Genomic DNA, 26,201 nt, shown 5'->3' on the forward strand with positions numbered 1-26,201 from the left:
CGGCAAGGAAGCGATTCCCTATAATTGGACACTTACTGGCCAAGTAGCTCAGTTGGTAGAGCAGCGGACTGAAAATCCGCGTGTCCGTGGTTCGATTCCGCGCTTGGCCACCAGAGTGTTTGAGGAAAAAAATGCACTACCCAGTGTGGTAGGTTTTTTTCTCGGCCATGTCGTCGTGCTGCGGCACATTCACGATCAGATAGCGGGCAGACAACCGCGCAACTGTTTTCGCCCTCGCTCCCTGGAACACGCCGAGCCACCTGATCGCCACGCCTGAACTTTCCGAGCATGCACCTCGCTGACCATGACCTGCAGCGGTTGAACCGTGACGGTCGGCGGCTGCTGAGGGAAGAAGTCGGACGCTGGCTGCTGGAGCGGATGAACAAAGCTGTTCGCGGCGACGATCGGGATCTACTGAATCAGGAGCGCTCGCATCAAACCGGTAGCGATTCTAGCCGTGACCCGCTACGGTCAGCAGCGTCACTAACGGATGCACCACCCGGCGCAACCGGTCGGCCGATACTGTTCTGATTGATTGCCTGTTCATGAACCGCACCCAGCTTCCAACTCGCAGCACCAGCGACGTGGGGAGCAATCCCCATGCTGCCCACCCCACGTCCCTGGTGGCGCTCGCCCGAAGTCTCTGGCGCAACCGCCAGCTCATTGCGCAAATGACGACGCGCGAAGTGGTGGGCCGCTACAAAGGCTCCGCCTTGGGCATGGCCTGGTCATTTTTCAACCCGGTATTCATGCTCCTGGTGTATACCTTCGTTTTCTCGGAGATATTCAAGTCCCGCTGGGGTGGCGTCGGCGCTGACGATAGCAAGACGCAATTCGCGGTACTCCTCTTTGTCGGCATGATCGTGTTGAGCCTGTTCAGCGAGGTCATGAACCGAGCCCCCGGGTTGATTCTGTCGAACGCCAATTACGTCAAGAAGGTGATTTTTCCGATCGAAATACTACCGGTCATTGCGATGGGCGCTGCGCTTTTCCACAGCCTCATCAGCCTTGGCGTGCTCTTGGCGGCCTTTCTGCTTTTCAACGGATACCTGCAATGGACGCTGGTTTTTACTCCGCTTGTGCTGTTGCCACTCGTTATCCTGACCACGGGGCTTTCCTGGATGCTGGCATCGCTGGGGGTGTTTCTGCGCGACGTCGGGCAAACCATCGCCATCGTTACCACCGTTTTGATGTTCCTTTCCCCCGTCTTCTACCCGGTAACCGCCGTACCGGAACAATTTCGCCCTTTCATCATGGCTAACCCGCTGACCTTCGTCATCGAACAGGCGCGCGACGTGCTGATATGGGGAAATTTACCGAACTGGAGCGGATTGGGGATTTACACCCTCACCGCCATTACAGTCGCCTGGTTAGGGTACCTCTGGTTCCAGAAAACCAGAAAAGGCTTCGCCGATGTCCTCTGACGATCAGTCTTGTCGCAAATCACTCTCGGATTGCTAGTGGCGTCCATGTACACACGAGAAGCGCTAAGGGCAGAAGTTGACGCGGATGAGTTGCCACTTGCCGGGCAGGTGGACGCCTCGAAGTGAGCCATTCACCCGCTCCCCACACTTCAGTTCGGACCACCGAGGAATCTGCCACGGTTGCCATTCGCGTTCAGGACGTGAGCAAGCTTTACGAGATGTATGAAACGCCGCGGGACCGCCTCAAGCAGTTTGTTGTCCCGTTGCTTTGTCGAGCTTTACCTCCGCTGAGAAGGCTCTTCTCCTCCGGCATTTCTTCAGTCCCGACTTTTTATAAAGAGTTTTGCGCGCTCAGAAACGTCTCTTTCGAAATTGCAAAGGGTGAAACCGTCGGTATCATTGGCCGCAACGGCTCTGGAAAGTCCACCCTCCTGCAGATTATCTGCGGCACGCTGAGCCCCAGCAGCGGCAGCATTCAAACCAGCGGGCGTATTGCGGCGCTGCTTGAACTTGGATCTGGCTTCAACCCGGAGTTTACCGGGCACGAGAATGTTTATATCAATGCCAAGGTACTCGGCTTGAGCAAGGGCGATGTCGATGCGCGATTTGACGAAATCGTGGCCTTCGCCGATATTGGCGACTTTATTGATCAGCCGGTCAAGACTTATTCCAGCGGGATGTATGTCAGGCTGGCCTTTGCGGTTATCGCTCATGTCGACGCGGACATTTTGATCGTTGATGAAGCGCTGGCGGTTGGCGATATCTTCTTCCAGCAGAAATGCATGCGCTATTTGCGAGATTTTCAGGCGAGAGACGGCACCGTAGTTTTTGTCAGTCATGATACCAGTGCAGTTATCAATTTGTGCGATAGAGCCATTCTCTTGTCGCGAGAGAACGGGATTGTTGTTGGCAAGGCAGACGCGATAGCTCAGATATACATACAGGAACTGTATGCTGAACGTGATCAGTCCGTTCCATTGTCTGGCAAGACGACGGCGACGGACACCGCCGCCAACCGGAGCTCGCTTGACTCCAACGGCGCCTCGGCGGTAACTTGCTACAGATCAGGAGATCTGCCGGCCAACCCAATTCGGATAACCCCTTTTCGCCATGACGCCGACTGTTTTGGCAAGGGAGGCATCAAGATTGTCGATGCCTGGTTCGAGAGCCCGGGCGGGGCGCGAACGTATACTGTCAACGGTGGCGACCCGGTCAGTTTTTGCATCCGAGCGGAGGCTCGCCAAGGCATTGACCATGCCGCCTTCGGACTCATGATAAAAGACCGGCTTGGCCAATACGTCTTTACCGAGAGTACTGACCTCGCGTATCGCAACGGCCCTCCAGCCATAGGACCGGGGGATGTTGTGCTGGCGACGTTCTCATTCCTCATGCCGGTGCTGATCAGTGGCGACTACTCGATGAACGTGGCAGTCGCTGAGGGGATTGGTGATGACCACATACAGCACCACTGGATCAACGATGCGGTGGCATTGCACAGCCTCAAAGGCAGAGTGGTGTTCGGTATCTGCGGACTGCACGACATGAGCATGGAGATCCGCGTGACGGCGGCTCAGCAATCGGAGGCGGGATGACCGTTGTTGCAACGAGATATGGCACGATGATGATTATCGATTCGGATGAGGTGGTGTCGCGTGCCTTGGCGCTGTATGGTGAATGGGCGCAGGATGAGCTGGATCTGCTTGCCCACATCATTAGGCCGGGCATGCGCGTTCTCGATGTGGGGGCTTTTATCGGGACGCACTCGCTGGCGTTTTCCAGGTTTGCCGGCGCAGAGGGCAGGGTTTATTCATTCGAACCGCGCAGGGAGATTTTTGCCGTTCTCGCAGCCAATTTGCTGATCAACGATTGCCATAACGTGACACCGCTGAACATTGGCTTGGCCGACATGAAGCAGACCGCCCACCTGCAATCACTGGACTTGCATCAGATGGTCAATTTTGGCGGGATTCCGCTCAATGCCGATTCCTGCTCGTCCACATCCGATACCTACCCGATGGAGATATCGACCATCGACAACCTGGCGATTGGGACGATAGACGTAATCAAGCTTGACGTCGAGGGGATGGAGCGCCTGGTACTCAATGGTGCCGAAAGCACCATTGCGCGCGATCGTCCCATCGTGTTTTGTGAGTGCAATTCATTGACCGCAGGGTGTGAGCTCCTGGAGTTCGGCGCAGCACGACAATATGCACTGTTGGGATTCCTGGCATCTGCGTTCAACCCGGACAACTTCAATTCTCTTGACTCGAACATATTCGGTTCTGCGAAGGAATTCGCGTTGCTCATGGTTCCCCAAGAGAAATTGGTCACGGTTATGAGTTATGTTGGCACGACCCCTTTGCTGGCCATCGACAGTGTCGAAGATCTCGTCTTGCCACTGCTCCATAAACCACAGTATGCATACGAAGTCCTCACCGGTACGTCGGGCCATGTGTCGCTTGGCATTGAGTTTCCATCGCCAGCCATGGCCGAACGCGACGAGAAAATCTCGGCCCTCATCGGAGCAGCAGGCGAGTACCAACAGCAGATAGCAGCCCGCGAGCGCACAATCGCCGAGCGCGATGAAGTCATTGCATCCGTTAGTCAGGCCTTGGTCGATCGCGATGAATCGATTTCATCTCTTGACCAAGCCGTAGCCGATCGCGATCACGAGATCTCATCCATTGGCCGGGTATTAGGCGAACGCGATGCTCAGGTGCATTCCCTGCAGCAGACTCAAGACGAACTGCGCCGCCAGATCGTGGATTTTCGCTCATCGACGTCATGGCGGATTACGAGGCCGTTGCGATTTCTCTCGCAAGGAGCGCAGCGGTTCAAGCGGCTTATCGTGGTCTGGAGAAACTATAGGTCCAAGCATTCGGGGCTTGGTGGCCTCAGGCGTTTGTTTTTTCGATGCTTCGATGCTACTCGCTCCGGTGGAATGGGCGGTCTGCGTGGTGCCATTTCCCTGCATGAGCGCACCGCCATTGCGGAACCGCTGTCGGCAGAGGTTGCGGCCCAGCAATTTGATGCGTTCGATATTCGGTTTCTCGGCGCACAATTTGCAAACGGATTGATCAGCAGCCCCACGATTATATTTGATCATAACGGCGGTGGTGGCTCCAACACTTATACGCAGGAGTTGCTCAAGTGCATTCGGGAAGACGGCGGCGCGGCCATAAGAGTGTACTGCTTTGAGGCCGCTTGGTTTGTTCGCTGGGTCGATGATGGTGAAGGGATTCTTTTTCAGACATCCTCGCTGGATGAGTTATTCACGACACTCGCCGCGTCACGTAGTCCGAGCATCATTCTGAATTCACTTTATGGTTTTCCGGACATAGGAATGGCGGCTGCAAGGATCATTGAACTGGCCCGTTTGCTGAATTCCACGCTGGAGTTGAAAATGCATGATTTTTACCCTCTGTGCCCTTCGCCTCCTCTTTCAGATTTTGAAGATAAATATTGTGGCGTACCAGAGGATACGCGGGTATGTAAGGAGTGTCTTCCCAGAAATCTGACGTGGTATCATACTTGGTATCCTAGAGCTAATCGTCCAGTCGAGATCGAGGAATGGCGTAAGCCTTTTGCCGAGCTTATCGAGGCAGCCAACTCTGTCACTTTTTTCGACCCGTCGTCAGTTGAAATCGTCCGCAAGGGTTTTCATCTGGACGATGACAAGGTGATGGTCACACCGCACGTGATCAGTTACTTCCAATGTGATCAGCAGGCGAATTTAACCGGGGCGCTTCATATTGGCATTCTGGGGGTGCTGTCCAGGCCCAAGGGTGGGGACATTGTCTCTGCAATGGCTGATTACTTCGAGGCAAACGACATACCCATCCCGATCACGGTGGTCGGGCCAAGCTTCGTGGCCACACCGCCGAGAGTCAGTATTTTTGGCAAGTACGCCCCGAACGATCTCCCCGAAATCATAAGCCGCAAAGGCATCAACGTCTGCCTAATGCCTGCAATCGTTCCAGAGACCTTTAGCTATACGATTTCCGAGGCCATGCGCATGGGACTTCCGGTTGTCGCCTTCGATATTGGTGCGCAAGGCAGGCGAGTCAAGGAATATGTGTGGGGAAGAGTTGTTCCGCTCGGGTCTTCGCCAGAGATAATACTTGCGGCAATTCAGGCGGTTCTCAGAACGGCAAGGGAGGCGAGACCATAATGCTCGTTTACACCTCGGTTACGAAGAGCTATCTCCCCAAGGCGCGAGTCCTTGCGAAGTCAGTCAAGCGTTTTCATCCCGATTGGCTTTTTGTTCTGCTCTATTCCGACAGCCTACCAGTGGGGTTTGATCTTGCGCGTGAGCCGTTCGACGAGGTGCTCACGGTCGAACAACTCGGTTTCCCGAACTGGAAGGCTTGGGCATTCGGTCATGAGGTCGTTGAGCTTTGCACCGCGGTGAAGGGTCCTGCTGCTGAAGTGCTCGCGCAACGCCCGGGTATCGGAAAGATAATGTACCTCGACCCGGACATCAAGGTTTTCAGCTCGCTGTCATCGCTCGAGGCGCTGCTCGATCAACACGAGATCCTGCTGACGCCGCACCTGCTCGATAGAGAGGAGGAGATCGATGCAGTTCGCGACAACGAGATTTCGGCGCTGAAGCATGGCGTCTACAATCTGGGCTTCTTTGCGGCAAGGACCTCTGGCCAGGGGCTCCAGTTCATTCGCTGGTGGGCTGCTCGGCTCCGCCTCTTCTGTCGCGACGATATTCCCGGCGGGTTGTTCACCGACCAGCGCTGGTGCGATCTGGCGCCGGCTTTTTTTAGCCAGCTCGGCATCGTTCGAGATCCGGGTTGCAATGTGGCGACATGGAATATCGCGCATCGCCCCCTTTCCAGGGACGATACCGGTCATTTTCTTGTCAGGGATGTTCCACTACGTTTCTACCATTTCACCAGCTACGACAATGGCGATGGTTTCGGCATGTTGATGCGCTATGCCGCGAGCCAGACCATCGCGCACGAGCTGTGGGATACGTATGGAAAGGAGTTGCGCGCCGAGGGACAGGGGGATTCGCGCTTCCGGGGATGGCATTACGGGCAATTCGACAACGGTGAACCCATCCCGCGTGCTGCGCGGAGGCTCTATGAGGCGAGGCCGGATGTCCAACAGGCTTTTCCGGATCCGTACAGTCTTGCGGCGCCAAGCTTCCTAGAATGGTGGAAGGCCGAGACTGCCGAAGGTAAGCTGAATGCCCCTGACGGTAGCGGTAGCCAGCAGAGAACCGTAGTTGGGCGTTTGATTGAGGGGATTCTCTCACCGAAGCACGGCATACGGGTGGCAAGATCGGCGTTCACGGTGTTCAAACGCGAGGGGGTTTCGGGACTGATTCGGCGCATACGTAACTATTCATGATCTGCACCGAAGACGCTGCACACTGGCTGTTAAGCGATGGCAATTTTGACAGGACACGCGAGCAATCCCGCCGCGAGCAGCGTAGATGAGTGATGCGTCGGAACGACCAGCCTGCGGCGGGTTCACTCGGTGGAGCCGCCTGGCGTGCTACTTGACCATACAGCTCGCTGTGGGCCTGTTGCTCGTTGGCGCCGGCGTCATCTTCGCGGGCAGTATGGTGATTCATGCGCAACAGGACCGGTCTGATTTCCTTCAGGTTTTTTTTCCGGTAGGTGACCAATACAACGAAGAGAACAGTCAACGCTCAGCGTCCTTCGAGAATCCGGAAAGCCGTCTGGAGTTCCCCATGCCCCGCGGACTTGTGGATCGCGTGCGGATTGATCCATCGAATGGTGCGATCCTCACGCTGCTTAGGGGAATTGAGGTGAAACGTCTATTCGGGACGGAGACCTACGAGACCAAGGACTTGCTCGAATATTCGACGCCAATACAGATGATTGGTGGATTCGAGGCATCCCCGGGGGGCTTGCTCGTTCGCTCGACCGGAAACGACCCGGCGTTTGAACTGGATCTCAGGAGATCGCCGCTGCTCTCCCAGGCAGTCAACTTTCTCGTCGTTAACACTATTCTGTCATTCCTTTTGTTCGTTTTTCTCGACAAGAGCTGGCGCAGGGGTGTGCTGGCGGCAATGGCAAGATTGCATTTCGTACTCGTACCGTTGGCGGTAGCACTGGGCATTTCACTGTTGTTCTACCCGGGCTTCATGTCACATGACAGTCTGCATGCGCTGCGCAGTGCAAGAGAAGGTGTCACGGAGTCGGAGTGGCCTCCGATGGTCAGTTATGTTTGGCGGGCAGTCGATCTGGTGTCGGCCAATCCAGCCGCCATGCATTTTTCCCAGGTTTTTCTATTGCTGTTTTCTATCTATTTTATAGTGCTGTCCTTCACCCGACGGGCGGTGGGTGCGGGCGTATTTATGGTTCTATATTTGGGCATTCCGGTTATACTTGGCACGGTAGGAGTTATCTGGAAGGATGTCCTGATGGCCGGTTTTTTTCTGGCCGGCTTCGCGGTTGTCGTGGTCATGTCGCGGCTGGGCCATGGATCCGGATTCATCCCCCTGTTCGCGCTGGCCATCTGCCTGATTTATGTCGCAGTCTGTTCTCGCCACAACGCCATCACTGCCGCAGTGCCGATACTGTTCTATCTTTCCCTGGTTGCCTGTTCACGTCTGAAACCGCGCGGCGCATGGTTTGGTTATGGCGTGTTGTTCTTGTGCTCGGCACTTACGGGCGGGCTCTTTCTGGCCAAGACCGTGCTTGACAAATATTCTCTTCCGGGTCTTGAGAAGATGCGCGATCACACGAGTACTTTCATTGGAACGGTTCGCGTCTTCGATATCGCCGGAGCGAGCCTCTGCACGGGAGCGAACCTGTTTGGCGAGATGGCCCCGGAATGGTCCGTTGTCGACATTGGGAAGTTGTATGATCCACGCCATACCAATCTGTCTCGGGGGTTGTGGGATAGAGTTGGCTCCGATAGGCGAATCGACAGAACATGGCTCAATGTTGCTGCACAGCATCCGCTGTGTTTTCTTCATCACAAGCTACAACTCTCCAAGTATCTTGTTGGCGCCAACGAGGGTGACCAGTTCTTGATTACGCATCCGTCGATTGACGAAAATGAATACGGCTATGTCTTGCCGGCGTCCAGTCTTCGCGATGCTGTCGTCACTTATGTGGTTGAGGCCTCTCAGGTAGTCCTGCTCAGGCCGTGGTTCATCTATATGCTCGCGATCGGCGCCCTTTTCTATATGTGTCGAGTTAGGGCTTTGACTGTCGGCAGTTTGACTCTATTCCTGTCGGGGGGGTTCTATTTCGGCGGGCTTGTGGTTTTCGGGAATGCGGCGGACGCGAGGTTGCTCTTTTATACGACGACAGCCCTGTCAATTTTCGTCTTTATCGCCGTGATGAAATTCATCGAAAGGCTGAGATGAAGGCGGTCATACTCGCTGGCGGGCTCGGGACGCGGATTTCGGAGGAAACCCATCTCAAGCCCAAGCCGATGGTCGAGATTGGTGGCAAGCCGATCCTGTGGCACATCATGAAGATATATTCGGCACACGGGATTAACGAGTTCGTGGTGTGCTGTGGCTACAAGGGTTATGTCATCAAGGAGTACTTCGCCAACTATTTTCTGCACATGTCCGACGTGACTTTTGACATGGAGAATAATCAGATGCAGGTGCATCAGCGTTATGCCGAGCCTTGGAAGGTGACCCTGGTTGACACCGGCGATGACACCATGACAGGCGGGCGTTTGAAGCGGGTAGCCGATTACCTCAGGGACGAAGAGACGTTTTGCCTGAGCTACGGTGATGGGGTGAGTGATATCAATATTACCGAGCTGATCGCTTTCCACAGGAAGCAGAAGCTCAAGGCAACCCTTACAGCGACCGTTCCGCCGGGACGCTTTGGCGCTTTAGACATAAATGAGGGCAAAGTTCGCAGCTTTCGGGAAAAGCCGAAGGGGGACGGTGCAATGATCAACGGGGGATTCTTCGTCCTGTCGCCGAGAGTCCTCGACTACATCGCCGATGACACCACGGTCTGGGAGCGCGGTCCGCTGGAGCGTCTGGCCGGGGAGGGGCATTTGGCAGCCTTTCAGCACCTGGGTTTCTGGCAGCCGATGGATACGCTGCGCGATATGATGTATCTGGATGAGTTGTGGCAGTCAGGCAAGGCTCCCTGGAAGGTCTGGTTGTGAACCGGACGTTCTGGCGGGGCAGGCGTGTCTTTCTGACCGGTCACACGGGTTTCAAGGGAAGCTGGATATCCCTCTGGCTGCAATCGATGGGGGCGCAAGTAGTAGGCTATGCACTCCCTCCGCCCACCAAGCCAAGCTTGTTCGATTCGGCTGACGTGGGCAATGGCATGGTAAGCATCATGGGAAATGTCCTTGATCTGGCCAGACTTCGGTCGGCGGTTGAGGACCACCGGCCTGCGGTCGTTTTCCACATGGCGGCGCAACCGCTCGTGCGCCATTCCTATATCGAACCCGTGGAGACCTACGCGACCAACGTGATGGGCACGGTGCACCTGCTGGAGGCGGTACGCAAAACCAGCGGCGTCAGAGCCGTGGTCAATATCACGACAGACAAGTGCTACGAAAATCGTGAATGGGCTTGGGGCTATCGTGAAAATGAGCCCATGGGAGGATATGACCCGTACAGCAACAGCAAGGGTTGCGCAGAACTGGTCAGCGCCGCTTACCGATCATCGTTCTTCAACCCCAGCAGCCATGCGCAGCACGGCGTTGCCTTGGCGACCGTGCGGGCCGGGAACGTCATCGGCGGGGGCGATTGGGCGCAGGATCGTCTGGTCCCCGACATCCTTGCTGCTTTCGAGCAAGGCAAGCCCGTCCGTATCCGTAACCGCAACGCAGTCCGCCCCTGGCAGCACGTCCTGGAGCCCTTGCGCGGCTATCTCACACTCGCTGAACGCCTGCACGAGCAAGGGCCCTCCTATGGCGAGGGCTGGAATTTTGGCCCCCACGACGAAGACGCCAAATCGGTTGGCTGGGTCGTTCAGCGAATGGCCGGGATGTGGGGCAGCGACGCCAGGTGGCAAATCGACTCGGGCGAGCATCCTCACGAAGCGGCTCACCTCAAGCTCGATGTTTCCAAGGCACGCAGCCGTCTTGATTGGCGTCCCGCACTGACTCTGGATGATTCCTTGAAACTCATTGTCGACTGGGCCAGACTGCGACACGCCGGCGCGAACATCCGCCAACTGACCCTGGAGCAAATCCACGCCTATGAAACATTGACATTGACCAGGAACTAATCTATGCAAAACAGCACTACGCAGGCTATCCGCAAAGAGATTGCCAAACTGGTGGATAAGTACGCTGCTATTGCCATGGCGCCGCAGCCTTTCCAGCCGGGGGTATCTGTCGTGCCTCCTTCAGGCAAGATCATCGGAGCCGAGGAGATCAAGAACATGGTCGAAGCTTCGCTCGATGGTTGGCTGACGGCCGGTCGGTTCAACGACGAATTCGAGCAGCGCCTGGCCTCTTTCCTCGGCGTCGAGCACCTCATCACCGTGAATTCCGGCTCCTCGGCAAATCTGGTGGCTTTCAGCACCCTCACTTCGCCAAGACTTGGCCAGCGAGCCATCAAACCGGGCGACGAAATAATTGGGGTGGCGGCCGGCTTCCCGACAACCGTTAATCCCATCCTGCAATTCGGTGCCGTTCCGGTACTAGTTGACATCGAACTCGGCACCTATAACATTGACGCCAGCAAGGTGGAAGCTGCCATCACCGCCAAGACCCGGGCGATCATGCTGGCTCACACACTGGGCAACCCGTATGATCTCGATGTCATTGTGGCGCTCTGCAAGAAATACAAGCTCTGGCTCATCGAAGACTGCTGCGACGCGCTGGGTTCCAGCTACAATGGTCGGCTAGTCGGTAGCTTTGGCGACATTGGCACCCTGAGCTTTTACCCGGCGCACCACATCACCATGGGCGAAGGCGGCGCGGTGTTTACCAACGATTCCGAGCTCAAGCAAATTGCCGAAAGCTTCCGCGACTGGGGGAGAGACTGTTACTGTGCTCCTGGCAAAGACAACACCTGCGGTCGTCGCTTTTGCCAGAAGCTGGGGACTCTGCCCGAAGGGTACGACCACAAGTACACCTATAGTCACCTCGGCTACAACCTGAAAATCACTGACATGCAGGCTGCATGTGGATTGGCGCAACTGGACAAGGCTCCTGCTTTCATCCAGCGTCGCAAGGACAATTTCGCCTTCCTTAAACAGCGCCTGGCCAGTTGTGAGGAGTTTCTGATACTGCCACATGCCACACCCAATAGCGAGCCCTCGTGGTTCGGATTCCCGGTCACCCTGACCGAAAATTCCCCTGTCAGCCGCCTGGAGTTGCTTCAGTATCTTGACCAGGAAAAAGTGGGTACCCGCCTGTTGTTCGCCGGCAATCTGACCCGACAGCCGTACATGATCGGCCGCAATTACCGGGTCAGCGGAGATCTGACGAACACAGAAACGGTGATGAACCACACTTTCTGGATCGGTGTGCAGCCGGCGCTGACCGACGAAATGCTGGAGTTTGCCGCCGGCAGGATCGAGGCGTTCTTGGGGGTGAATTTTTAGGGAGCACCTGTGATGTCTGGCAAAGCCTTTGAAGCCAAAACACTTCGCAAGACAGTCCTTGACATGGCCTATGCGGGCTCGACCGTTCATATCGGGTGCGCCTTTTCGATCATCGAACTCCTGGCGGTCTTGTACCGAAATCACCTTCGCTATCCTGACGACAATCCCCTTGCCGTCGGTCGCGATTATCTGGTGCTCAGCAAAGGTCATGGTGTCATGGCGCAGTACGCGTGCATGCGCGAACTGGGATGGCTTGAGGATGCGGTATTCGCACGTTACTTTTCAGATGGCAGCGATCTGAAAGGCTTGTCCGATTCCCGCATCCCCGGCCTGGAGGTAACCTCAGGCTCACTGGGACACGGCTTCTCGGTGGGCGTAGGTTTGGCGATGGGCGCCAAGTTACGCCACACCGACCAGAGAACCTACGCTCTGGTCGGCGATGGCGAGATAAATGAAGGCCCTATCTGGGAGGGAGCACTCTTTGCGGCGCACCATCAGCTCAGGAATTTCATGGTCATCATTGACCAGAACGGCTTTCAGGCAATGGGGCGCACGGAAGAAGTGCTCAGACTTGGTTCAGTCCAATCGAAATTCGAAAGCTTCGGCTTCGAGGCGCTCACCGTTGACGGCCATGACGAGGCGGCCATCGACTGCGCTATCACCCAGCTCTGGGAAAGTGATTGCCGAGCGCCGAAAGCACTCATCGCCAAGACCGTCAAGGGCAAGGGTGTGCACTTCATGGAGCACAACAATACTTGGCACTATACGCGGCTTGATCCCACCACCTACGCACAGGCTTTGTTCGAAGTGACTGGAAGCACGCAATGAGGGCCGCTTTTTCACGAGAACTGGTTCGCCTGGGCCAGACCGACACCAATATGTTGCTCCTGACGGGCGATCATGGCTACGCCTTGTTCGACGACTTTCGTAAAGAGTGTCCAGCTCAGTACATCAACGCCGGCATCGCCGAACAGAACATGGTGGGAATGGCTGCCGGTCTGGCGCGGGCGGGCTTTCGGCCGGTAGTTTATGGCTTGAGTGCCTTCGTCCCCGTTCGGGTCCTCGAACAGATAAAACTCGACGTCGCCCATGACAATTTGCCGGTGATTTTCGTCGGTGATGGCGCGGGTTTTGTCTACAGCCATCTCGGAACAAGCCACCAATCGACGGAAGATATTGCCTGTTCGCGATCGATCCCGAATCTATCGGTCTATTCTCCCGCCGACCGTTTCGAATTGGCTGTCTGCATGGAGGCGGCCTATCGCTCACAGTCCGCTGTCTATTTGAGAATGGGAAAGTGCGACCTTGGCGACGTGCATGTGGCCGCACCGCCGGCCAGCGTCGGCGGGATGCTGGAGGTCAAGTGCGGTACGGCTGGGGATGTCACGTTCATTGCCACAGGGTCTTTGGTCAGTACGGCGATCGCTATCGCCGACGACGGCTATTCCAACGCGTCCGTTTGGAGTGCACCATTCATCAAACCGATTGATGAAAAGCAGGTCACTTCCATCTGTGAAAGGAGTCAGGTCGTCGTTGTCCTTGAGGAACACTCGGTCCTCGGCGGCCTGGGGTCCGTCATTGCCGAAATCGCATCGGAGTTCGCGCCTGTTCGGATACTGAGAATTGGTGTTCGTGACCGTTTCTCGCATCACTGTGGCAGCTATGAGTATTTGCGGAAAGAACACGGTCTCGATCGTCTGGCCATCGCCGAACGTATTCGTTATTTTCTCGCCGGATTATAGGCCATGCGCATATCCGTCCTTGGCGCGACCAGCCAGATTGCCAAGGATCTGGTGCTGTCCTTCGCTGCGCAAAGTGACCACGAGTTGCTGCTCTTCGCGCGACGTCCGGCTGCCGTGACACAGTGGCTGCAGGCTGCGGATTTGTCCGGCCGCTATGCCGTCGCCGATTTCTGTGCCTTCGGTGAGGGCGAGCGTTTCGACATCATCCTGAATTTCGTCGGCGCAGGAAATCCGGCCCAGATCGCCGCGCTGGGCGCCTCGATTTTCGACGTCACGTTGGACTACGACCGGATCGCTCTCGACTACTTGCGTACCAATTCCCGGTGTCGATACGTGTTTCTTAGCAGCGGCGCCGCTTATGGCGCAAGTTTTGACCAGCCGGCCGACGCGAGTACTGCGGCGGTAGTTCCAATCAATAGCCTCCAGCCGCAGGATTGGTATGCGGTCGCCAAGCTGCATGCTGAATGTCGCCATCGCTCGCTGCAACACTTACAGATTATTGATGTTCGCGTTTTCAACTATTTCAGTCACACCCTGGATATGTCTTCGGGATCCCTGATGACGGATATCGTGCGCGCCATTCGGAGCCAGACCCTGTTGCAGACGTCGCGCGACTACATTGTGCGCGACTACGTGCATCCGTCTGATTTTTATCAACTGGTCGACGCATTGCTGGCCGCACCTCCAGCCAACACGGCGGTCGATTGCTACAGCAAGGAACCGATCGACAAACCGCGGATCCTTGCTGCCATGCAGCAGAAGTTTGGGTTACATTACGCGATTGGTGACCACGCCGGCGGTCCAAATCCAACGGGCCGCAAGCCTCATTACTATTCGCTCAACCGGCGTGCTGCTGACTTTGGCTATCTACCGACACTGACATCCTTGCAGGGGCTCACGATGGAGATGGCTCTTCTGTCACGGAGGCCATCCCTGGAGGGGGGCCAGAGTTGAAAAGCCAGTCTCAAAGCTGCAGCCTGTCTGAACCGAGAATATTAAGATTTCTCAGCACTGGAGTCCTGAATACTGTTTTTGGCTATGGCGCATATGCACTCCTGGTATTTTTTGAGACGCCTTACCTGACGGCACTCTTGATCGCCACCGTGGCGGGGGTCATCTTCAATTACTACACTTTTGGAAGGATCGTCTTCAATGGTTCCGGCGGGCGCCTTGTTTTTCTGAAATTCGTTACAGCCTATGGGGCAAGTTACATCGTTAATGCGGCTCTGCTTGCGTTTCTGACCAAGCATCTTTTTTTTAGCCCTTATCTGGCACAGATTATATGCGTACCGTTATGCGTAGTTATTAGTTGGATGCTGATGAGTTATTGGGTATACAAAAAATGACCAACCGGGTGCTGGAGAAAAAGCTGATCAGTATAGTAACCCCTTGCTATAACGAAGTGGAGAACATCGACGAGTTGCATCAGCGCATTGCTGATGTCATGGAAACGGTTTGCTACAATTACGAACACATCTTCATTGACAATTCCTCGACAGACGGTTCGGTCAACAAGATCAAGGGGCTGGCAGCACGCGACAAACGAGTTAAACTGATCGTCAATGCGCGCAATTTTGGGCATATCAAGTCGCCCTATTACGGCATTCTTCAGTCGCGTGGTGACGCCTGCATTCTAATCGCTTCGGACCTGCAGGATCCACCAGAAATGATGCTCGAGTTCATCAAACAATGGGAGGCTGGCTACAAGACCGTGCTTGCAGTCAAGCCGCAAAGCGAAGAATCGTCGATCATGTTCATGCTTCGCAAGGCATATTACCGTTTTATCAGCAGGATATCCGAGGTTCCACTGGTACAGAATGCTACCGGCGCCGGCCTCTTCGACCGTGTGGTGGTCGATATACTGCGTAGCATCCACGATTCCTACCCGTATTTTCGTGGACTGTTGTGCGAGATTGGCTTCCCAATTGCCTTGGTGCCATTCAAGCAGCCGAGACGGCAGCGGGGCATCACGAAGAACAATTTCTATACGCTGTATGATATTGCCATGCTTGGGATCACGAACCATTCCAAGCTGCCGTTACGTCTGATGGCCATGAGCGGCTTCCTGCTTTCTCTGCTGAGCCTGCTCGTGGCGCTTGCTTTTCTGATCGCCAAACTCGCTTATTGGGATTCATTTCAATTGGGCACCGCTCCCATGCTGATCGGGATATTTTTCTTTGGTGCCATGCAAACCTTTTTTATCGGCGTGATTGGTGAGTATATAGCGTCTATTCATACGCAGGTACGCAACATGCCCCTGGTAGTTGAGATCGAACGCGTTAATTTTGACTGAAGTCAGCGATGTCCTTGGCCAGCAAGTTTGTGGCGCCATTTGGTGGCGCATGCAGCGAACGCGCATGCGAATCATTGCAAACCGGCAAGCGGGCTGGCGACATTCGCGCCGGTTATGAAAAATGAAAATCCCGTGAGTGCGCCACATTCAACCGAACCCCGGCACAGTTCAGGGCTGAAGGCGACGGTGGTTGTCGTCAACTGGAACGGAGGGGCGTTTCTGGAGCGATGCCTGACGGCCTTGATGGCGCAGACGGTCAATCCGCACGAGATCATCCTGCTGGACAATGGCAGTTCGGACGGGTCGGTTGAGATCGTACGACGCTTCCCGTCGGTGCGGGTGATGGCGCTCGATCAGAACACGGGCTTTGCTCGCGGCAACAATCTGGCGAGCGATGCGGCGCTACAGGAGTCGGAATGGATAGCACTCATCAACCCCGATGCGTTCGCAGAACCGCGCTGGCTGGAAGCGCTATTGGCGGCAGCGGAATCGCATGCGGGATTCGACGTGTTTGGCAGCAAGCTGGTCAACGCGTCCAACCCTAGCATCCTCGATGGGGCGGGCGATGCCTACCACGCAAGCGGGCTGGTTTGGCGTGTGGGGCACGGTACACTCGCGCCCACGTCCTCGGCGTGCGAGCACGAAGTATTCTCACCCTGCGCGGCCGCAGCACTCTATCGTCGGGATGCCTTGAGAAAAATAGGAGGATTTGACGAGGACTATTTCTGCTACGTCGAAGACGTCGACCTCGGTTTTCGCTTGCGTCTCGCGGGATATCGCTGTCTTTACGTGCCTCAGTCGGTGGCCCATCATGTGGGCTCAGGGACGACGGGCGGGCAACACAGCGATTTCGCCGTCTATCATGGACATCGCAATCTGGTGTGGACTTTCGTGAAGAATATGCCCGGCTTTCTGCTCTGGCTGCTCTTGCCTTTGCATGTCTTGCTGAATCTGGCAAGCATCATCTGGTTCGCGTCGCTGGGGCGCGGTGGCGTGATCCTGCGGGCGAAGCGCGATGCCTTGCTGGGTTTGCCGAAGACGTGGCGCAAGCGTCAGTATATTCAGGAAACACGTGTGGCGTCGATCGGTGAGATCTGGCGACAGTTGGACAAACGGATACTCACCACCAGACTGAGTAGAAGAGCACCATGAGCGCCGTCATCTCGGCGGTCATCGTCAATTACAACGCGGGTGAATTGCTGCGTTCGTGTGTCGAGTCGTTTCGGGACTGCCCGCTGGAGAGCGAAGTCATCGTTGTGGATAACGCGTCGACTGATGGCAGCCTGGATCACTTGCGCGGCGTTCCCGGCGTAAAGATAATCAGGAATTCAGCCAATGTCGGCTTCGCTGCAGCCTGTAACTGTGGGGCGCGAGTGGCCACTGCCGAGTTCCTGCTCTTCCTCAACCCGGACTGTTCATTCCGGTCGGATGCGCTGGTCAGTCTATTGGCGGCGATGCGGGACCGGGAGCGCGTCGGCATGGCGGGAGGCTTCCTTGCTCATTTGGACGGGAGCGAGCAAGCGGGCGGGCGCCGAGCGGTGCCCACACCCTGGCGTTCGTTTGTGCGCGCATTTGGCCTGACTCGTTTTTCGGCGCGTTGGCCGCATCTTTTTTTTGATTTTCACTTGCATACGCAGCCGTTGCCGGATCACGCCGTAGAGGTGGAGGCGATTTCGGGTGCCTGCATGCTCGTCAGGCGGAAAGCGATGGAGGACGTCGGAGAATGGGACGAGGGCTATTTCTTGCATTGCGAGGATCTGGACTGGTGCATGCGCTTCCGCCAGAACGGGTGGCGGATCCTGTTCGTTCCATCGGCGCGATTCACTCATGCCTTGGGGGTTTGTGGCAGAAGTCGGCCGATCTTTGTCGAGTGGCACAAGCACAAGGGGATGATGCGATTTTTCAACAAGTTTTTTCGGCGCCAGTATCCGGGGGTTCTGATGGGATTGGTTGCGCTAGGCGTGTGGCTGCGATTTCTTCTGGTGGCAATTTACTATACAGGCAGGCGTGCGGGGCGCGCTTTGGGGCTCATGCGTGGCTGATGTCGAGATCAGGCACCCGGTCGCTGTCATCGGTGCATCGAGCTTGGTGGGGGAAGCCTTGCTGTTCCTGTTGCAGCAATCACCCTGGCCGGCCGCGGCCTTCTCGCGATCGGCAGCGGCTCACGCGGGCAGTCCTGTGGACTGGAGGCAATTGCCTGTCTCAGGCGGGCTTTCTGGTCGGGACACAGTCCCGGGGAGCGATGACAAGCTTCCCCTGTGGATTTGCGTGGCGCCGATCTGGGTTTTGCCCGAACACTTCGCGTTGCTCGATGCGCATGGTGCGCGACGTGTGGTCGCACTGTCTTCGACCAGTCGTTTCACCAAGAGCGGCTCCTCCGATTCGCAGGAACAGTCCGTCGCCGAGCGCTTGGCGGAAGCCGAGGCGCGCTTGCAGGCCTGGGCGGAAGCGCGTGGCGTCGAATGGGTAGTCCTGCGGCCGACGCTGATTTATGGCCTGGGCCGGGACAAGAACATTGTCGAGATTGCCCGCTGTATCAGACGCTTCGGGTTCTTCCCGGTGTTCGGAAGGGCTGATGGCTTGCGCCAGCCCATCCACGCGCAGGACGTTGCTGGCGCGTGTCTGGCAGCCTTGCAAGCGGTCGATGTGGCCAACAGGGCCTATAATATTTCCGGCGGCGAAACGCTTCCTTATCGCGAGATGGTCGTTCGCGTCTTTGCGGCGCTTGGCTGTCCGCCGCGCCTGCTCGCTGTTCCACTGCCAGCTTTCCGCGTCGCCGTTTCCCTGCTGCACTGTCTGCCGCGCTACCGACACTGGTCTTCCGCCATGGCCGAGCGCATGAACCAGGACCTGGTTTTCGATCACCATGATGCGCAACGGGATTTTGCTTTCGAGCCGAGGGCATTCGTGCTGTCGCAGGAGGACGTCGCATGATCACCGCTTGCCGGCGTAGAGTGGCCCGATGACTCCCAGGCGTTTCCCCGAGAGCGTCTCCCGACACCTGGTGCTCATGACGCGATCGCTCAAACAGACGCTGATGCTGATGGCCGATGTCGCGCTGCTCATTTTTGCCGTTTGGGTAGCTTACGCGCTGCGCCTTGGCGAATGGTTCGTCCCGAATCGTTCGCAAATGCTGTTGATGGTCGTTGCGCCCGTTCTGGCGATGCCGATTTTTCTCAAGATGGGGCTGTACCGCTCGGTGATCCGTTACCTCGGTGAACAAGCCCTGTGGTCGGTGCTCAAGGGCATGTCGCTGGCGGCGCTGCTGTGGGCTGCTCTGGCTTTCATGACCCAAATGACCGGGCTGGAGGGCGTACCCCGGGCGGTGCCGCTGCTCTACTGGCTGGTCGGTATTTTGCTGGTCGGCGGGTCGCGCTTTGCCGCGCGCTGGCTGCTCTGGTTGCCGGTGCGCGGCCGTTTTGCCGGCAGGCAGGTGCTGATCTACGGTGCGGGCGAGGCCGGTCGGCAACTCGCGGCCTTGCTGAGACGCGGACGGGACCTTTTTCCGGCGGGCTTCCTCGACGACGACGCGGCGCTGCACGGGAAAGATGTGGGCGGGTTGCGTGTCTATCCGCCTGAGCACTTGCCGATCCTGATTGAACGCTTCGACATCCATGATGTGATCGTCACCCTGCCTAGCGCCTCGGGTGCCCGCCGACGCGAGGTGGTGGCCTTTCTTGAACACCAACCGGTGCGCGTGCGCATCCTGCCCGCCCTGACCGATATTGCCAACGGCCGGCTGTTGGTGAACATGGTCCGCGAGGTAGACGTGGGGGACCTGCTCGGGCGTGACCCCGTGGCAGGCGACCCGGCCCTGCTCGGGCGGTGTATCACCGGCAGGAGTGTGCTGGTAACCGGCGCGGGCGGTTCGATAGGCTCGGAACTGTGCCGGCAGATCACTGCCCTTGGGCCCGCTCGTCTGGTGCTGCTCGAAGCGAACGAGCACCCGCTGTACCAGATCGACAGGGTATTGAGCCCCTTGGCGGCGTGCGAGGTCATTCCCTGCCTCGGCTCGGTGGGCGACGCCAGCCTGGTGTCGCGTCTATTGGCGGAGCACCGGGTTGACACGATCTACCACGCAGCAGCGCACAAACATGTGCCACTGGTCGAAGCCAATGTGGTTGAGGGGGCGCGCAACAACATTCTGGGTACCTTGACCCTGGCTCAGGCGGCATTCGCTGCCGGCGTCGAGACCTTCGTCCTGATCTCCACCGACAAGGCGGTCCGGCCAACCAACATCATGGGAGCGACCAAGCGCTGGGCCGAACTGATCGTCCAGAGTCTCGCCCGACAGGCCAGCACGCAAGCCACTGGCCAGCGATTCTGTGCCGTGCGTTTCGGCAATGTCCTGGGATCTTCCGGCTCGGTCATTCCGCTGTTCAAGGACCAGATCGCGCAGGGTGGCCCGGTGACCGTAACCCATAGCGAAGTGACGCGTTATTTCATGTCGATCCATGAAGCGGTCGAGTTGGTGATCCAGGCCGGGAGTCTCGCCTGCGGAGGCGAAGTCTTCCTGCTCGACATGGGCGAGCCGGTGAAGATCCTTGACCTCGCGCGCAACGTGATCCGCCTGGCAGGGCACACGGTACAAGACGAAGCCAACCCGCATGGCGACATTGAAATCACCATTACCGGTCTGCGACCGGGCGAGAAACTCTATGAGGAACTGCTGATCGCCAGCAGCAATGCCGAAGGTACGCCGCACCCCAAGATCATGAAGGCCGACGAACCGCATCTGGATGGACAGCTCTTGGCGAGTCTGATCGAACAGTTGAGCAGGGCGCTTGAAGCGCGGGATGAGGCGACCGTACGGGCGCTGCTGATGTCAGTCGTGTCGGCTGATCGGTAATTGCCCCGCCTCATTCGTCGTCGGTGCGAAGAGTTGTCGTTGATCACACAGCACCCTTGACAACAGGGAATTGACTCCGGCAGCGGCGCCAAGGATACTTCGTCTGCGTCGTTGAAACGCCTATCCCCATGTTTCATTTTCTTAACGCAGTGGCCCAAGGGATCTCTGTCGAGGAGTCGTGTGACAGCCAAAACGGAGACACCATGCCATTTTCGATCCTGCTTCCAGACTTTTTAAATAGCAACTCACTGTCGAGGAAATCATGCCCAAACTGTTCATCGAAGATCTCGCCCTCGAAGGCAAACGCGCCCTGATTCGTGTTGATTTCAATGTCCCACAGGACAAGGTGACCGGCGCCATCACCAACACCAAGCGTATCGAGGCCGCCTTGCCGACGATCAAGTCGGCTCTGGAGAAAGGTGCTGCGGTCATCTTGATGTCGCATCTCGGCCGTCCAGACGGGAAGGTCATTCCGCAATACAGCCTCGCCCCGGTGGCCACCGCGCTCGAAGGTTTGCTCGGGCGGCCGGTGAAGTTCCTTTCCGATTGCGTCGGTCCCGAAGTCGAAGCCGCTTGTGCCCAGATCAAGCCCGGCGAGGTCATCCTGCTTGAAAACCTCCGTTTCCACATCGAGGAAGAGGGCAAAGCCAGTGTCACCAACGCCGACGGTTCGGTGACCAAGATCAAGGCCAGCCCGGAAGACGTGAAAGCTTTCCGCGCTTCGCTCACCCGGCTGGCCGACGTGTACATCAACGATGCCTTTGGCACCGCGCACCGCGACCACTCGTCAATGACCGGCGTCCAGTTGCCCGAGCGTGCCGCTGGCTACCTGATGAACAAGGAACTGGCAGCCTTCTCGGCCGTTCTCGAGTCGCCGCAACGGCCGCTGCTGGCGATTCTCGGCGGCGCCAAGGTTGCCGACAAGATTCAGTTGATCAACAATCTGCTCGACAAGGCTGACCAGATCATCATCGGTGGCGGGATGGCCTTCACCTTCAAGAAAGTCATCTCGGGAATGCCGATCGGCAACTCGCTGTTCGACGAAGAGGGCGCCAAGCTGGTGCCGGGTCTGATGGCCAAGGCCAAAGAGAAGGGCAAGGAGATTCTGCTGCCCGTCGACTTCGTCATTGCCGACAAGTTTGACGCCGCAGCCAACACCGGCAGCGCCAACGATGTCGACGGCGTTCCCGATGGCTGGCTGGGGCTCGATTGTGGTCCCGAGTCGACGAAGATGTTCACCGCTGCCATCCTGAAAGCCAAAACGATCATCTGGAACGGTCCGGCGGGCGTTTTCGAGTTCGAAAAATTTGCAGCCGGCACAAAGGCGATGGCCGATGCAGTCGTCCAGGCCACCGCCGCCGGTGCGATTACGGTGATCGGTGGCGGGGACACCGCTACCGCCGCCAAGAAGTACGGCGCTGACAAGAAAGTCACGCACAGCTCAACGGGCGGCGGCGCTTCCCTCGAGTACCTCGAAGGAAAAATCCTGCCAGGCGTCGCGGCTCTTTCCGAGAAATAGGCCGACGGGCCCCGGCGATGATGCCGGGGCGAACCCGCTCGCCAAGTCATGCATTACCACATTGAGGAATACCATGCGCAAAATCGTTATCGCCGGCAACTGGAAAATGAACAAGACCGTTGCCGAATCAGTAAAGCTCGCCACCGACGTGGTGGCCGCAGCCAGGGACATCAAGAACGTTGTCGTCGCCATCGCGCCGACCTGCCTCGCTCTGGCCAAGGTTGCCGAAGTGGTCAAGGGAACGAATGTCAAGCTCGCGGCGCAGGATGTGCACTGGGAAAACCAGGGCGCTTTCACGGGCAAAGTCAGCGCCGACATGCTCAAGGAAATCGGCGTCGATTTCGTCATCATTGGCCACTCCGAGCAGCGGACCTACTTCGGCGAGACCGATCAAACGGTCAACAAGAAGGTCAAGAAAGTCCTGTCGCTGGACATGGGACCGATCGTCTGCATCGGTGAAACGCTCGCCGAGCGCAAGGGTGGCCAGCTCGAAACGGTGCTCACGACACAGGTAAATGGCGCTTACGACGGGCTTTCCGCCGACGACGCCCTGCGCACCGTCGTCGCTTACGAACCGGTCTGGGCGATCGGCACCGGCGTCACCGCGACCGACGAAGAAGCACAGCAAGCACATGCCTTTGTCCGTGGCCTGCTGGCCAATTTGTACGGCGACAGCGTCGCCCAGTCGATCAGCATCCAGTACGGCGGATCGATGAAACCGGAAAATGCGGCGGGGCTGCTGGCGCAGAAGGATATTGACGGTGGTTTGATCGGTGGCGCCGCGCTCAAGGCCGATAGCTTCCTGGGCATCGTCACACCGGGTGAGTCGGTCAGCAAGTAGGAACAGATGTTCCCGGCGCGGGGCTTCACGGCGTGGCCCCGCGCGGTGGCGAGCAAATTCGGTGCCGGTGGCGATCATGTCGACGGTGACGGCAATGCGCGGGTTGTAATCGTTGCGAAAGCTGGACAGGATGCTGTCGGTATCTTCTTCAGCGCGGTAGGTCACCTTTTTGCAGAAGGCGTTCCCGTGGCCGTTGACCTCGCGCAAGAGGTTGATGAAGTCAAATAACGAAGCTGCGTTTTTTCTTCACTCCATTTCAGATTGGCGGTAGCGTAGCGCTCAGTCTGACTCTCGACGACGGTGATGTTTTCACCTGCGCTGTCTTTCTTGGCCTCAATGACACCCACGGCATTGCGATTGACGAACAGCGCGTAATCCGCCGGACCGGTGTCGGTCGGGTATTCACGAACCGCGGCGCCGACTGCTGCGCCGAGGTTGAGCTGCTTCATGTCATGAATGGCCCAGCCTACCTGAGCAAGCTTGTCGTCGATCTTTAGGTGGGCTTGTTCTTCCGGCGACATGCCGGGCTTCAATCACAGTAGCGAACAGGACTCGCCAATCATTCGGCAAGCTGAATACGGGCACGAAGATCGCCCTATGCATCCTGTGGCCCCCCCATTTGGCGGTCGAACGACTGCCGAACCAGCCCCATGACGTAAGGCAGGTCTTCCTTGGTGGGAAGGCGTACTTCAACATCGCCATTGCCCCAGCGACCGAGATTGGTTACATCGAGACAAATCCCGTTGGGGTCGTCGATCTCATGGAAGGGCATGTTGATCGCGAGACGCAAGCGTTTTGCTTGCGGGACGACATCAACGAAATTCGTTTCGGCCTTGTAGGCAACGTACAACTTCAAGAACTCTTCGCTGACACAGGGATCGAGCGCGACGACGGCTTCACGGAATAGATCAAACAACTCCCGCATCGGACCGGAAACGAGGAAAGGATGATCGTCAATGCTGTACTGCTGACCAGCCTTTACCGCAGCGGGGCGATAGGCATCAAACACGTCTGGCGGTAGCTGCGGCACTGACCACACCTTCGCGGCCTCCAGCGCCAAGCGGTCGGCACGGGCCTTGATGGCATCTTCGTTCCAAGTGCTTACTTTTCCGAGACCGAGGTTGAGCTTCAGCGGACTATGCGCGAACCCTATCTGGTTGCCGTCCTTGTCAATGACCTGATCGCGCTTGTAGGCGAACGGGAAATCTCGGTACTCGCTGTTATATCCGGTCAGCGTCAGGTTGCCCAAGGTATGTAGCCACCTTTGCTGAAGGTGTTGCCACTCCGGTCCAAGCTCGGCTTGCCATTCTTTGGACAGCGATTCGCTCTGCGGAAGAATGTGCTCGATGGTATAGTTTTCGACGTCGACGCGCTCTTTCTTGCCGTGGTTCTCCAAGCGGCGCAGCCAGTAGCTGCGGCTACGGAAGTTGTAGAGGTCACGCAGTTTGATGTCGCGCTGAAATTCCTCGTCGTTGGGGAAGCGCCGGTAGGACGGCAGTAACAAGAAGGCTGCCTTTACGCTTTCGAGGTAGCGATCTTTTTTCAGAGTCCGCGAAAGGCCAGCAAACGTTTTGTTCAGCGAATTGGTGGGGATCGCGCAAATGGCGCGCCTGAAGACGTAGCTTTCCACCAGTCGGACAATCTGCACCAATTCGGCGGCGGTAAGACGGTCGTGCTTGAAGTCGTTGTAGGCGTCGAGCAGGAAGGGATAGGAAACCTCAACCTTCAGTTCTCGAAGGTCATGGAATGCTTGCTTCAACGACGAATCGGGTTCCGAGCCCAGCGCGATGGCGCAATAGTAGGTCGCATACGAGTGAATATCGGCGACGAGATCCCGCGTATCGCCCTTGAGGGATCGTGCGTAGGCTTTGAACGCTGTATAGACGTCGCGCACATTGGGGATTTCACCCGTCTTGGCCGTCAGGTAGTGGCGCATGAAGGCATCGAAATGAATGGCGTAGGCAGCTTGCCCAAAACCCTTCTCCATCGGTCGCCAGTAGCTCTTGTACAGGTCGCCCTGAAGCTTGGGCTCCAAACCCATGAGAATGAAGTTGCGGATGAGGTCGGCCTGACTCAGCTCAAGGCCGGTCGAGTTCATGCTCTCGAAAATCAGCTGCGGGTTGTCTTGCGAGCGGTCAAGCGAGACATCAACAATGACCAGCTTGGCGAGGCCTTGGCAGATCGCTCCCAGCTCATTTTCGTGCTGCCCGATCAACTGTTGGAACAGCGCGTAGTTCTCGTTGATCCGTGTGCTGCGCTCGGCCGGCATTGGCGAACCTTGAAGAATCGCGAGCAAAGTTTCCTTGTCGGTTTCAGACAGCAGCAACTTGAAATGACGCTCGCCTTCTTCGTCGGGATTCAGAAGGTAATAGTTGCGCAGCTTCTTGGCAGAGAAGGTTTCCAGCAACTCACCGACGCCCTTCATCTCGAAATGCTTGGCGAGTGCGGCGACAAGGAGTGTCGACGTGGTTAGCCGTTGCTGGCCGTCGATAACCAAGAGCGCTTCTTGCTGAATAACGTTTGAGAGGCCGCGCTCTACATAGACGATTGACCCGATGAAATGCGCGGTGACCTTCTCAAGACGACCGGCACGTAATAGGTCCGTCCATAGCTGCCGGCACTGCTCTTCGGTCCAGGAGTAATTGCGCTGATAAATCGGGATGACGAACTGAGGCGATTTCTTCAAGAATTTGAGCAGGTTTGCTTCAGTCGCTTTCACGTATCCCCCTTGTGGCTTTCTTCTTGAACACTTCTTCAAGATGGTACCATGTCTTTGGTCTATCGTCCCCAGTGCCCTTCAAAGTCGAAGGAAAGCTGCCGCTGATGCCTGATGGCGAGGAGTAAATAGTTCCGCCAAGCAGCGCGTAGAGCAGCAGGCAATCCTTGAGGACGTATTCGCGCAGGGCGTCCATGTCCTGCGTCAGTGCCGACAACTTGTAACCGTTCACACCCCCTCAAGAATTCACGCCACAGCGCCAAGTTCTATGTCATAATGCGT

General features: G+C 57.0%; 22 protein-coding genes and 1 tRNA gene. 20 read left to right on the plus strand and 3 right to left on the minus strand.

Translation table 11 applies throughout. The features are described from left to right. Window positions 1–37: 37 nt before the first annotated feature. From ACCAA_RS01665 to tpiA, 20 genes are all read left to right on the plus strand, one after another. Window positions 38–113: transfer RNA gene (locus tag ACCAA_RS01665), tRNA-Phe, on the plus strand. A gap of 432 nt (window positions 114–545) precedes the next feature. Continuing rightward, complete coding sequence (locus ACCAA_RS01670) at window positions 546–1,424, plus strand: ABC transporter permease (protein ID WP_186405517.1); 879 nt, start codon at window positions 546–548, stop codon at window positions 1,422–1,424. Between the two features lie 218 nt (window positions 1,425–1,642). Then, window positions 1,643–3,016 (plus strand): ABC transporter ATP-binding protein, encoded by a 1,374-nt coding sequence (locus ACCAA_RS01675; protein WP_186405534.1) that lies wholly within the window; start codon window positions 1,643–1,645, stop codon window positions 3,014–3,016. A 26-nt stretch (window positions 3,017–3,042) separates the two neighbouring features. Further along, a complete protein-coding gene (locus tag ACCAA_RS01680) occupies window positions 3,043–5,595 on the plus strand; it encodes an FkbM family methyltransferase (protein WP_186405518.1) in 2,553 nt (850 codons plus the stop codon). After that, on the plus strand, window positions 5,595–6,788 hold the full coding sequence (locus ACCAA_RS01685) for a glycosyl transferase (protein WP_186405519.1): 1,194 nt from the start codon (window positions 5,595–5,597) through the stop codon (window positions 6,786–6,788). The genes ACCAA_RS01680 and ACCAA_RS01685 overlap by 1 nt, the downstream gene beginning before the upstream one ends. 151 nt (window positions 6,789–6,939) lie before the next feature. Then, entirely contained in the window at window positions 6,940–8,784 is a 1,845-nt protein-coding gene (locus ACCAA_RS01690) for a hypothetical protein (protein WP_186405520.1), read from the plus strand. After that, entirely contained in the window at window positions 8,781–9,554 is a 774-nt protein-coding gene (gene rfbF, locus ACCAA_RS01695) for a glucose-1-phosphate cytidylyltransferase (protein ID WP_186405521.1), read from the plus strand. The genes ACCAA_RS01690 and rfbF overlap by 4 nt, the downstream gene beginning before the upstream one ends. Continuing rightward, window positions 9,551–10,633: a CDP-glucose 4,6-dehydratase gene (rfbG, locus tag ACCAA_RS01700; RefSeq protein WP_186405522.1), complete on the plus strand. Its 1,083-nt coding sequence runs from the start codon at window positions 9,551–9,553 to the stop codon at window positions 10,631–10,633. The genes rfbF and rfbG overlap by 4 nt, the downstream gene beginning before the upstream one ends. Before the next feature lie 3 nt (window positions 10,634–10,636). Next, window positions 10,637–11,959 carry a lipopolysaccharide biosynthesis protein RfbH gene (rfbH, locus tag ACCAA_RS01705; RefSeq protein WP_186405523.1) on the plus strand — a complete coding sequence of 441 codons (1,323 nt, stop codon included), beginning with the start codon at window positions 10,637–10,639 and terminating at the stop codon, window positions 11,957–11,959. Window positions 11,960–11,971: 12 nt separating this feature from the next. Beyond that, a complete protein-coding gene (locus ACCAA_RS01710) occupies window positions 11,972–12,787 on the plus strand; it encodes a transketolase (RefSeq protein WP_186405524.1) in 816 nt (271 codons plus the stop codon). Beyond that, window positions 12,784–13,701 carry a transketolase family protein gene (locus tag ACCAA_RS01715; RefSeq protein ID WP_186405525.1) on the plus strand — a complete coding sequence of 306 codons (918 nt, stop codon included), beginning with the start codon at window positions 12,784–12,786 and terminating at the stop codon, window positions 13,699–13,701. The genes ACCAA_RS01710 and ACCAA_RS01715 overlap by 4 nt, the downstream gene beginning before the upstream one ends. A gap of 3 nt (window positions 13,702–13,704) precedes the next feature. Continuing rightward, entirely contained in the window at window positions 13,705–14,655 is a 951-nt protein-coding gene (locus tag ACCAA_RS01720; RefSeq protein ID WP_186405526.1) for an NAD-dependent epimerase/dehydratase family protein, read from the plus strand. Continuing rightward, window positions 14,652–15,047, plus strand: a complete 396-nt coding sequence (locus ACCAA_RS01725; RefSeq protein ID WP_186405527.1) for a GtrA family protein — start codon at window positions 14,652–14,654, stop codon at window positions 15,045–15,047. The genes ACCAA_RS01720 and ACCAA_RS01725 overlap by 4 nt, the downstream gene beginning before the upstream one ends. Then, on the plus strand, window positions 15,044–15,994 hold the full coding sequence (locus ACCAA_RS01730) for a glycosyltransferase family 2 protein (protein WP_186405528.1): 951 nt from the start codon (window positions 15,044–15,046) through the stop codon (window positions 15,992–15,994). The genes ACCAA_RS01725 and ACCAA_RS01730 overlap by 4 nt, the downstream gene beginning before the upstream one ends. A gap of 42 nt (window positions 15,995–16,036) precedes the next feature. Next, window positions 16,037–17,146 (plus strand): glycosyltransferase family 2 protein, encoded by a 1,110-nt coding sequence (locus ACCAA_RS01735; protein ID WP_245754381.1) that lies wholly within the window; start codon window positions 16,037–16,039, stop codon window positions 17,144–17,146. Continuing rightward, entirely contained in the window at window positions 17,143–18,036 is an 894-nt protein-coding gene (locus ACCAA_RS01740; protein WP_186405529.1) for a glycosyltransferase family 2 protein, read from the plus strand. Before ACCAA_RS01735 ends, ACCAA_RS01740 begins: the two co-directional genes overlap by 4 nt. 226 nt (window positions 18,037–18,262) lie before the next feature. Further along, window positions 18,263–18,928: an NAD-dependent epimerase/dehydratase family protein gene (locus tag ACCAA_RS01745; protein ID WP_342674020.1), complete on the plus strand. Its 666-nt coding sequence runs from the start codon at window positions 18,263–18,265 to the stop codon at window positions 18,926–18,928. Window positions 18,929–18,956: 28 nt separating this feature from the next. Continuing rightward, a complete protein-coding gene (locus ACCAA_RS01750; protein WP_186405530.1) occupies window positions 18,957–20,843 on the plus strand; it encodes a polysaccharide biosynthesis protein in 1,887 nt (628 codons plus the stop codon). 262 nt (window positions 20,844–21,105) lie between these two features. After that, window positions 21,106–22,362: a phosphoglycerate kinase gene (pgk, locus tag ACCAA_RS01755; protein WP_186405531.1), complete on the plus strand. Its 1,257-nt coding sequence runs from the start codon at window positions 21,106–21,108 to the stop codon at window positions 22,360–22,362. A gap of 73 nt (window positions 22,363–22,435) precedes the next feature. Further along, a complete protein-coding gene (gene tpiA / locus ACCAA_RS01760; protein ID WP_186405532.1) occupies window positions 22,436–23,203 on the plus strand; it encodes a triose-phosphate isomerase in 768 nt (255 codons plus the stop codon). A 161-nt stretch (window positions 23,204–23,364) separates the two neighbouring features. On the opposite strand, the gene ACCAA_RS01765 is transcribed toward tpiA, so the two are convergent. The 3 genes from ACCAA_RS01765 to ACCAA_RS01775 all read right to left on the minus strand — a co-directional run bounded on the left by ACCAA_RS01765 (window position 23,365) and on the right by ACCAA_RS01775 (window position 26,151). After that, the gene (locus ACCAA_RS01765; RefSeq protein WP_245754382.1) at window positions 23,365–23,724 is read right to left on the minus strand and encodes a hypothetical protein; all 360 of its coding nucleotides are present in this window, start codon (window positions 23,722–23,724) and stop codon (window positions 23,365–23,367) included. Window positions 23,725–23,798: 74 nt separating this feature from the next. Continuing rightward, window positions 23,799–25,922 (minus strand): GmrSD restriction endonuclease domain-containing protein, encoded by a 2,124-nt coding sequence (locus ACCAA_RS01770; RefSeq protein ID WP_186405533.1) that lies wholly within the window; start codon window positions 25,920–25,922, stop codon window positions 23,799–23,801. After that, the gene (locus ACCAA_RS01775; RefSeq protein WP_245754383.1) at window positions 25,909–26,151 is read right to left on the minus strand and encodes a hypothetical protein; all 243 of its coding nucleotides are present in this window, start codon (window positions 26,149–26,151) and stop codon (window positions 25,909–25,911) included. Before ACCAA_RS01775 ends, ACCAA_RS01770 begins: the two co-directional genes overlap by 14 nt. Window positions 26,152–26,201 lie beyond the last annotated feature (50 nt).

Source organism: Candidatus Accumulibacter aalborgensis, from assembly GCF_900089955.1.
Taxonomy (GTDB): Bacteria; Pseudomonadota; Gammaproteobacteria; order Burkholderiales; family Rhodocyclaceae; genus Accumulibacter; species Accumulibacter aalborgensis.

What these genes read in the sequence shown, in the direction of transcription:
- ACCAA_RS01670 (WP_186405517.1), top strand. Translation starts at nt 546, where the DNA reads ATGAACCGCACCCAGCTTCCAACTCGCAGCACCAGCGACGTGGGGAGC.
- ACCAA_RS01675 (WP_186405534.1), top strand. Translation starts at nt 1,643, where the DNA reads ATGTATGAAACGCCGCGGGACCGCCTCAAGCAGTTTGTTGTCCCGTTG.
- ACCAA_RS01680 (WP_186405518.1), top strand. Translation starts at nt 3,043, where the DNA reads ATGATGATTATCGATTCGGATGAGGTGGTGTCGCGTGCCTTGGCGCTG.
- ACCAA_RS01685 (WP_186405519.1), top strand. Translation starts at nt 5,595, where the DNA reads ATGCTCGTTTACACCTCGGTTACGAAGAGCTATCTCCCCAAGGCGCGA.
- rfbF (WP_186405521.1), top strand. Translation starts at nt 8,781, where the DNA reads ATGAAGGCGGTCATACTCGCTGGCGGGCTCGGGACGCGGATTTCGGAG.
- rfbH (WP_186405523.1), top strand. Translation starts at nt 10,637, where the DNA reads ATGCAAAACAGCACTACGCAGGCTATCCGCAAAGAGATTGCCAAACTG.
- ACCAA_RS01710 (WP_186405524.1), top strand. Translation starts at nt 11,972, where the DNA reads ATGTCTGGCAAAGCCTTTGAAGCCAAAACACTTCGCAAGACAGTCCTT.
- ACCAA_RS01715 (WP_186405525.1), top strand. Translation starts at nt 12,784, where the DNA reads ATGAGGGCCGCTTTTTCACGAGAACTGGTTCGCCTGGGCCAGACCGAC.
- ACCAA_RS01720 (WP_186405526.1), top strand. Translation starts at nt 13,705, where the DNA reads ATGCGCATATCCGTCCTTGGCGCGACCAGCCAGATTGCCAAGGATCTG.
- ACCAA_RS01730 (WP_186405528.1), top strand. Translation starts at nt 15,044, where the DNA reads ATGACCAACCGGGTGCTGGAGAAAAAGCTGATCAGTATAGTAACCCCT.
- ACCAA_RS01740 (WP_186405529.1), top strand. Translation starts at nt 17,143, where the DNA reads ATGAGCGCCGTCATCTCGGCGGTCATCGTCAATTACAACGCGGGTGAA.
- ACCAA_RS01750 (WP_186405530.1), top strand. Translation starts at nt 18,957, where the DNA reads ATGACTCCCAGGCGTTTCCCCGAGAGCGTCTCCCGACACCTGGTGCTC.
- pgk (WP_186405531.1), top strand. Translation starts at nt 21,106, where the DNA reads ATGCCCAAACTGTTCATCGAAGATCTCGCCCTCGAAGGCAAACGCGCC.
- tpiA (WP_186405532.1), top strand. Translation starts at nt 22,436, where the DNA reads ATGCGCAAAATCGTTATCGCCGGCAACTGGAAAATGAACAAGACCGTT.
- ACCAA_RS01765 (WP_245754382.1), bottom strand. Translation starts at nt 23,724, where the DNA reads ATGTCGCCGGAAGAACAAGCCCACCTAAAGATCGACGACAAGCTTGCT.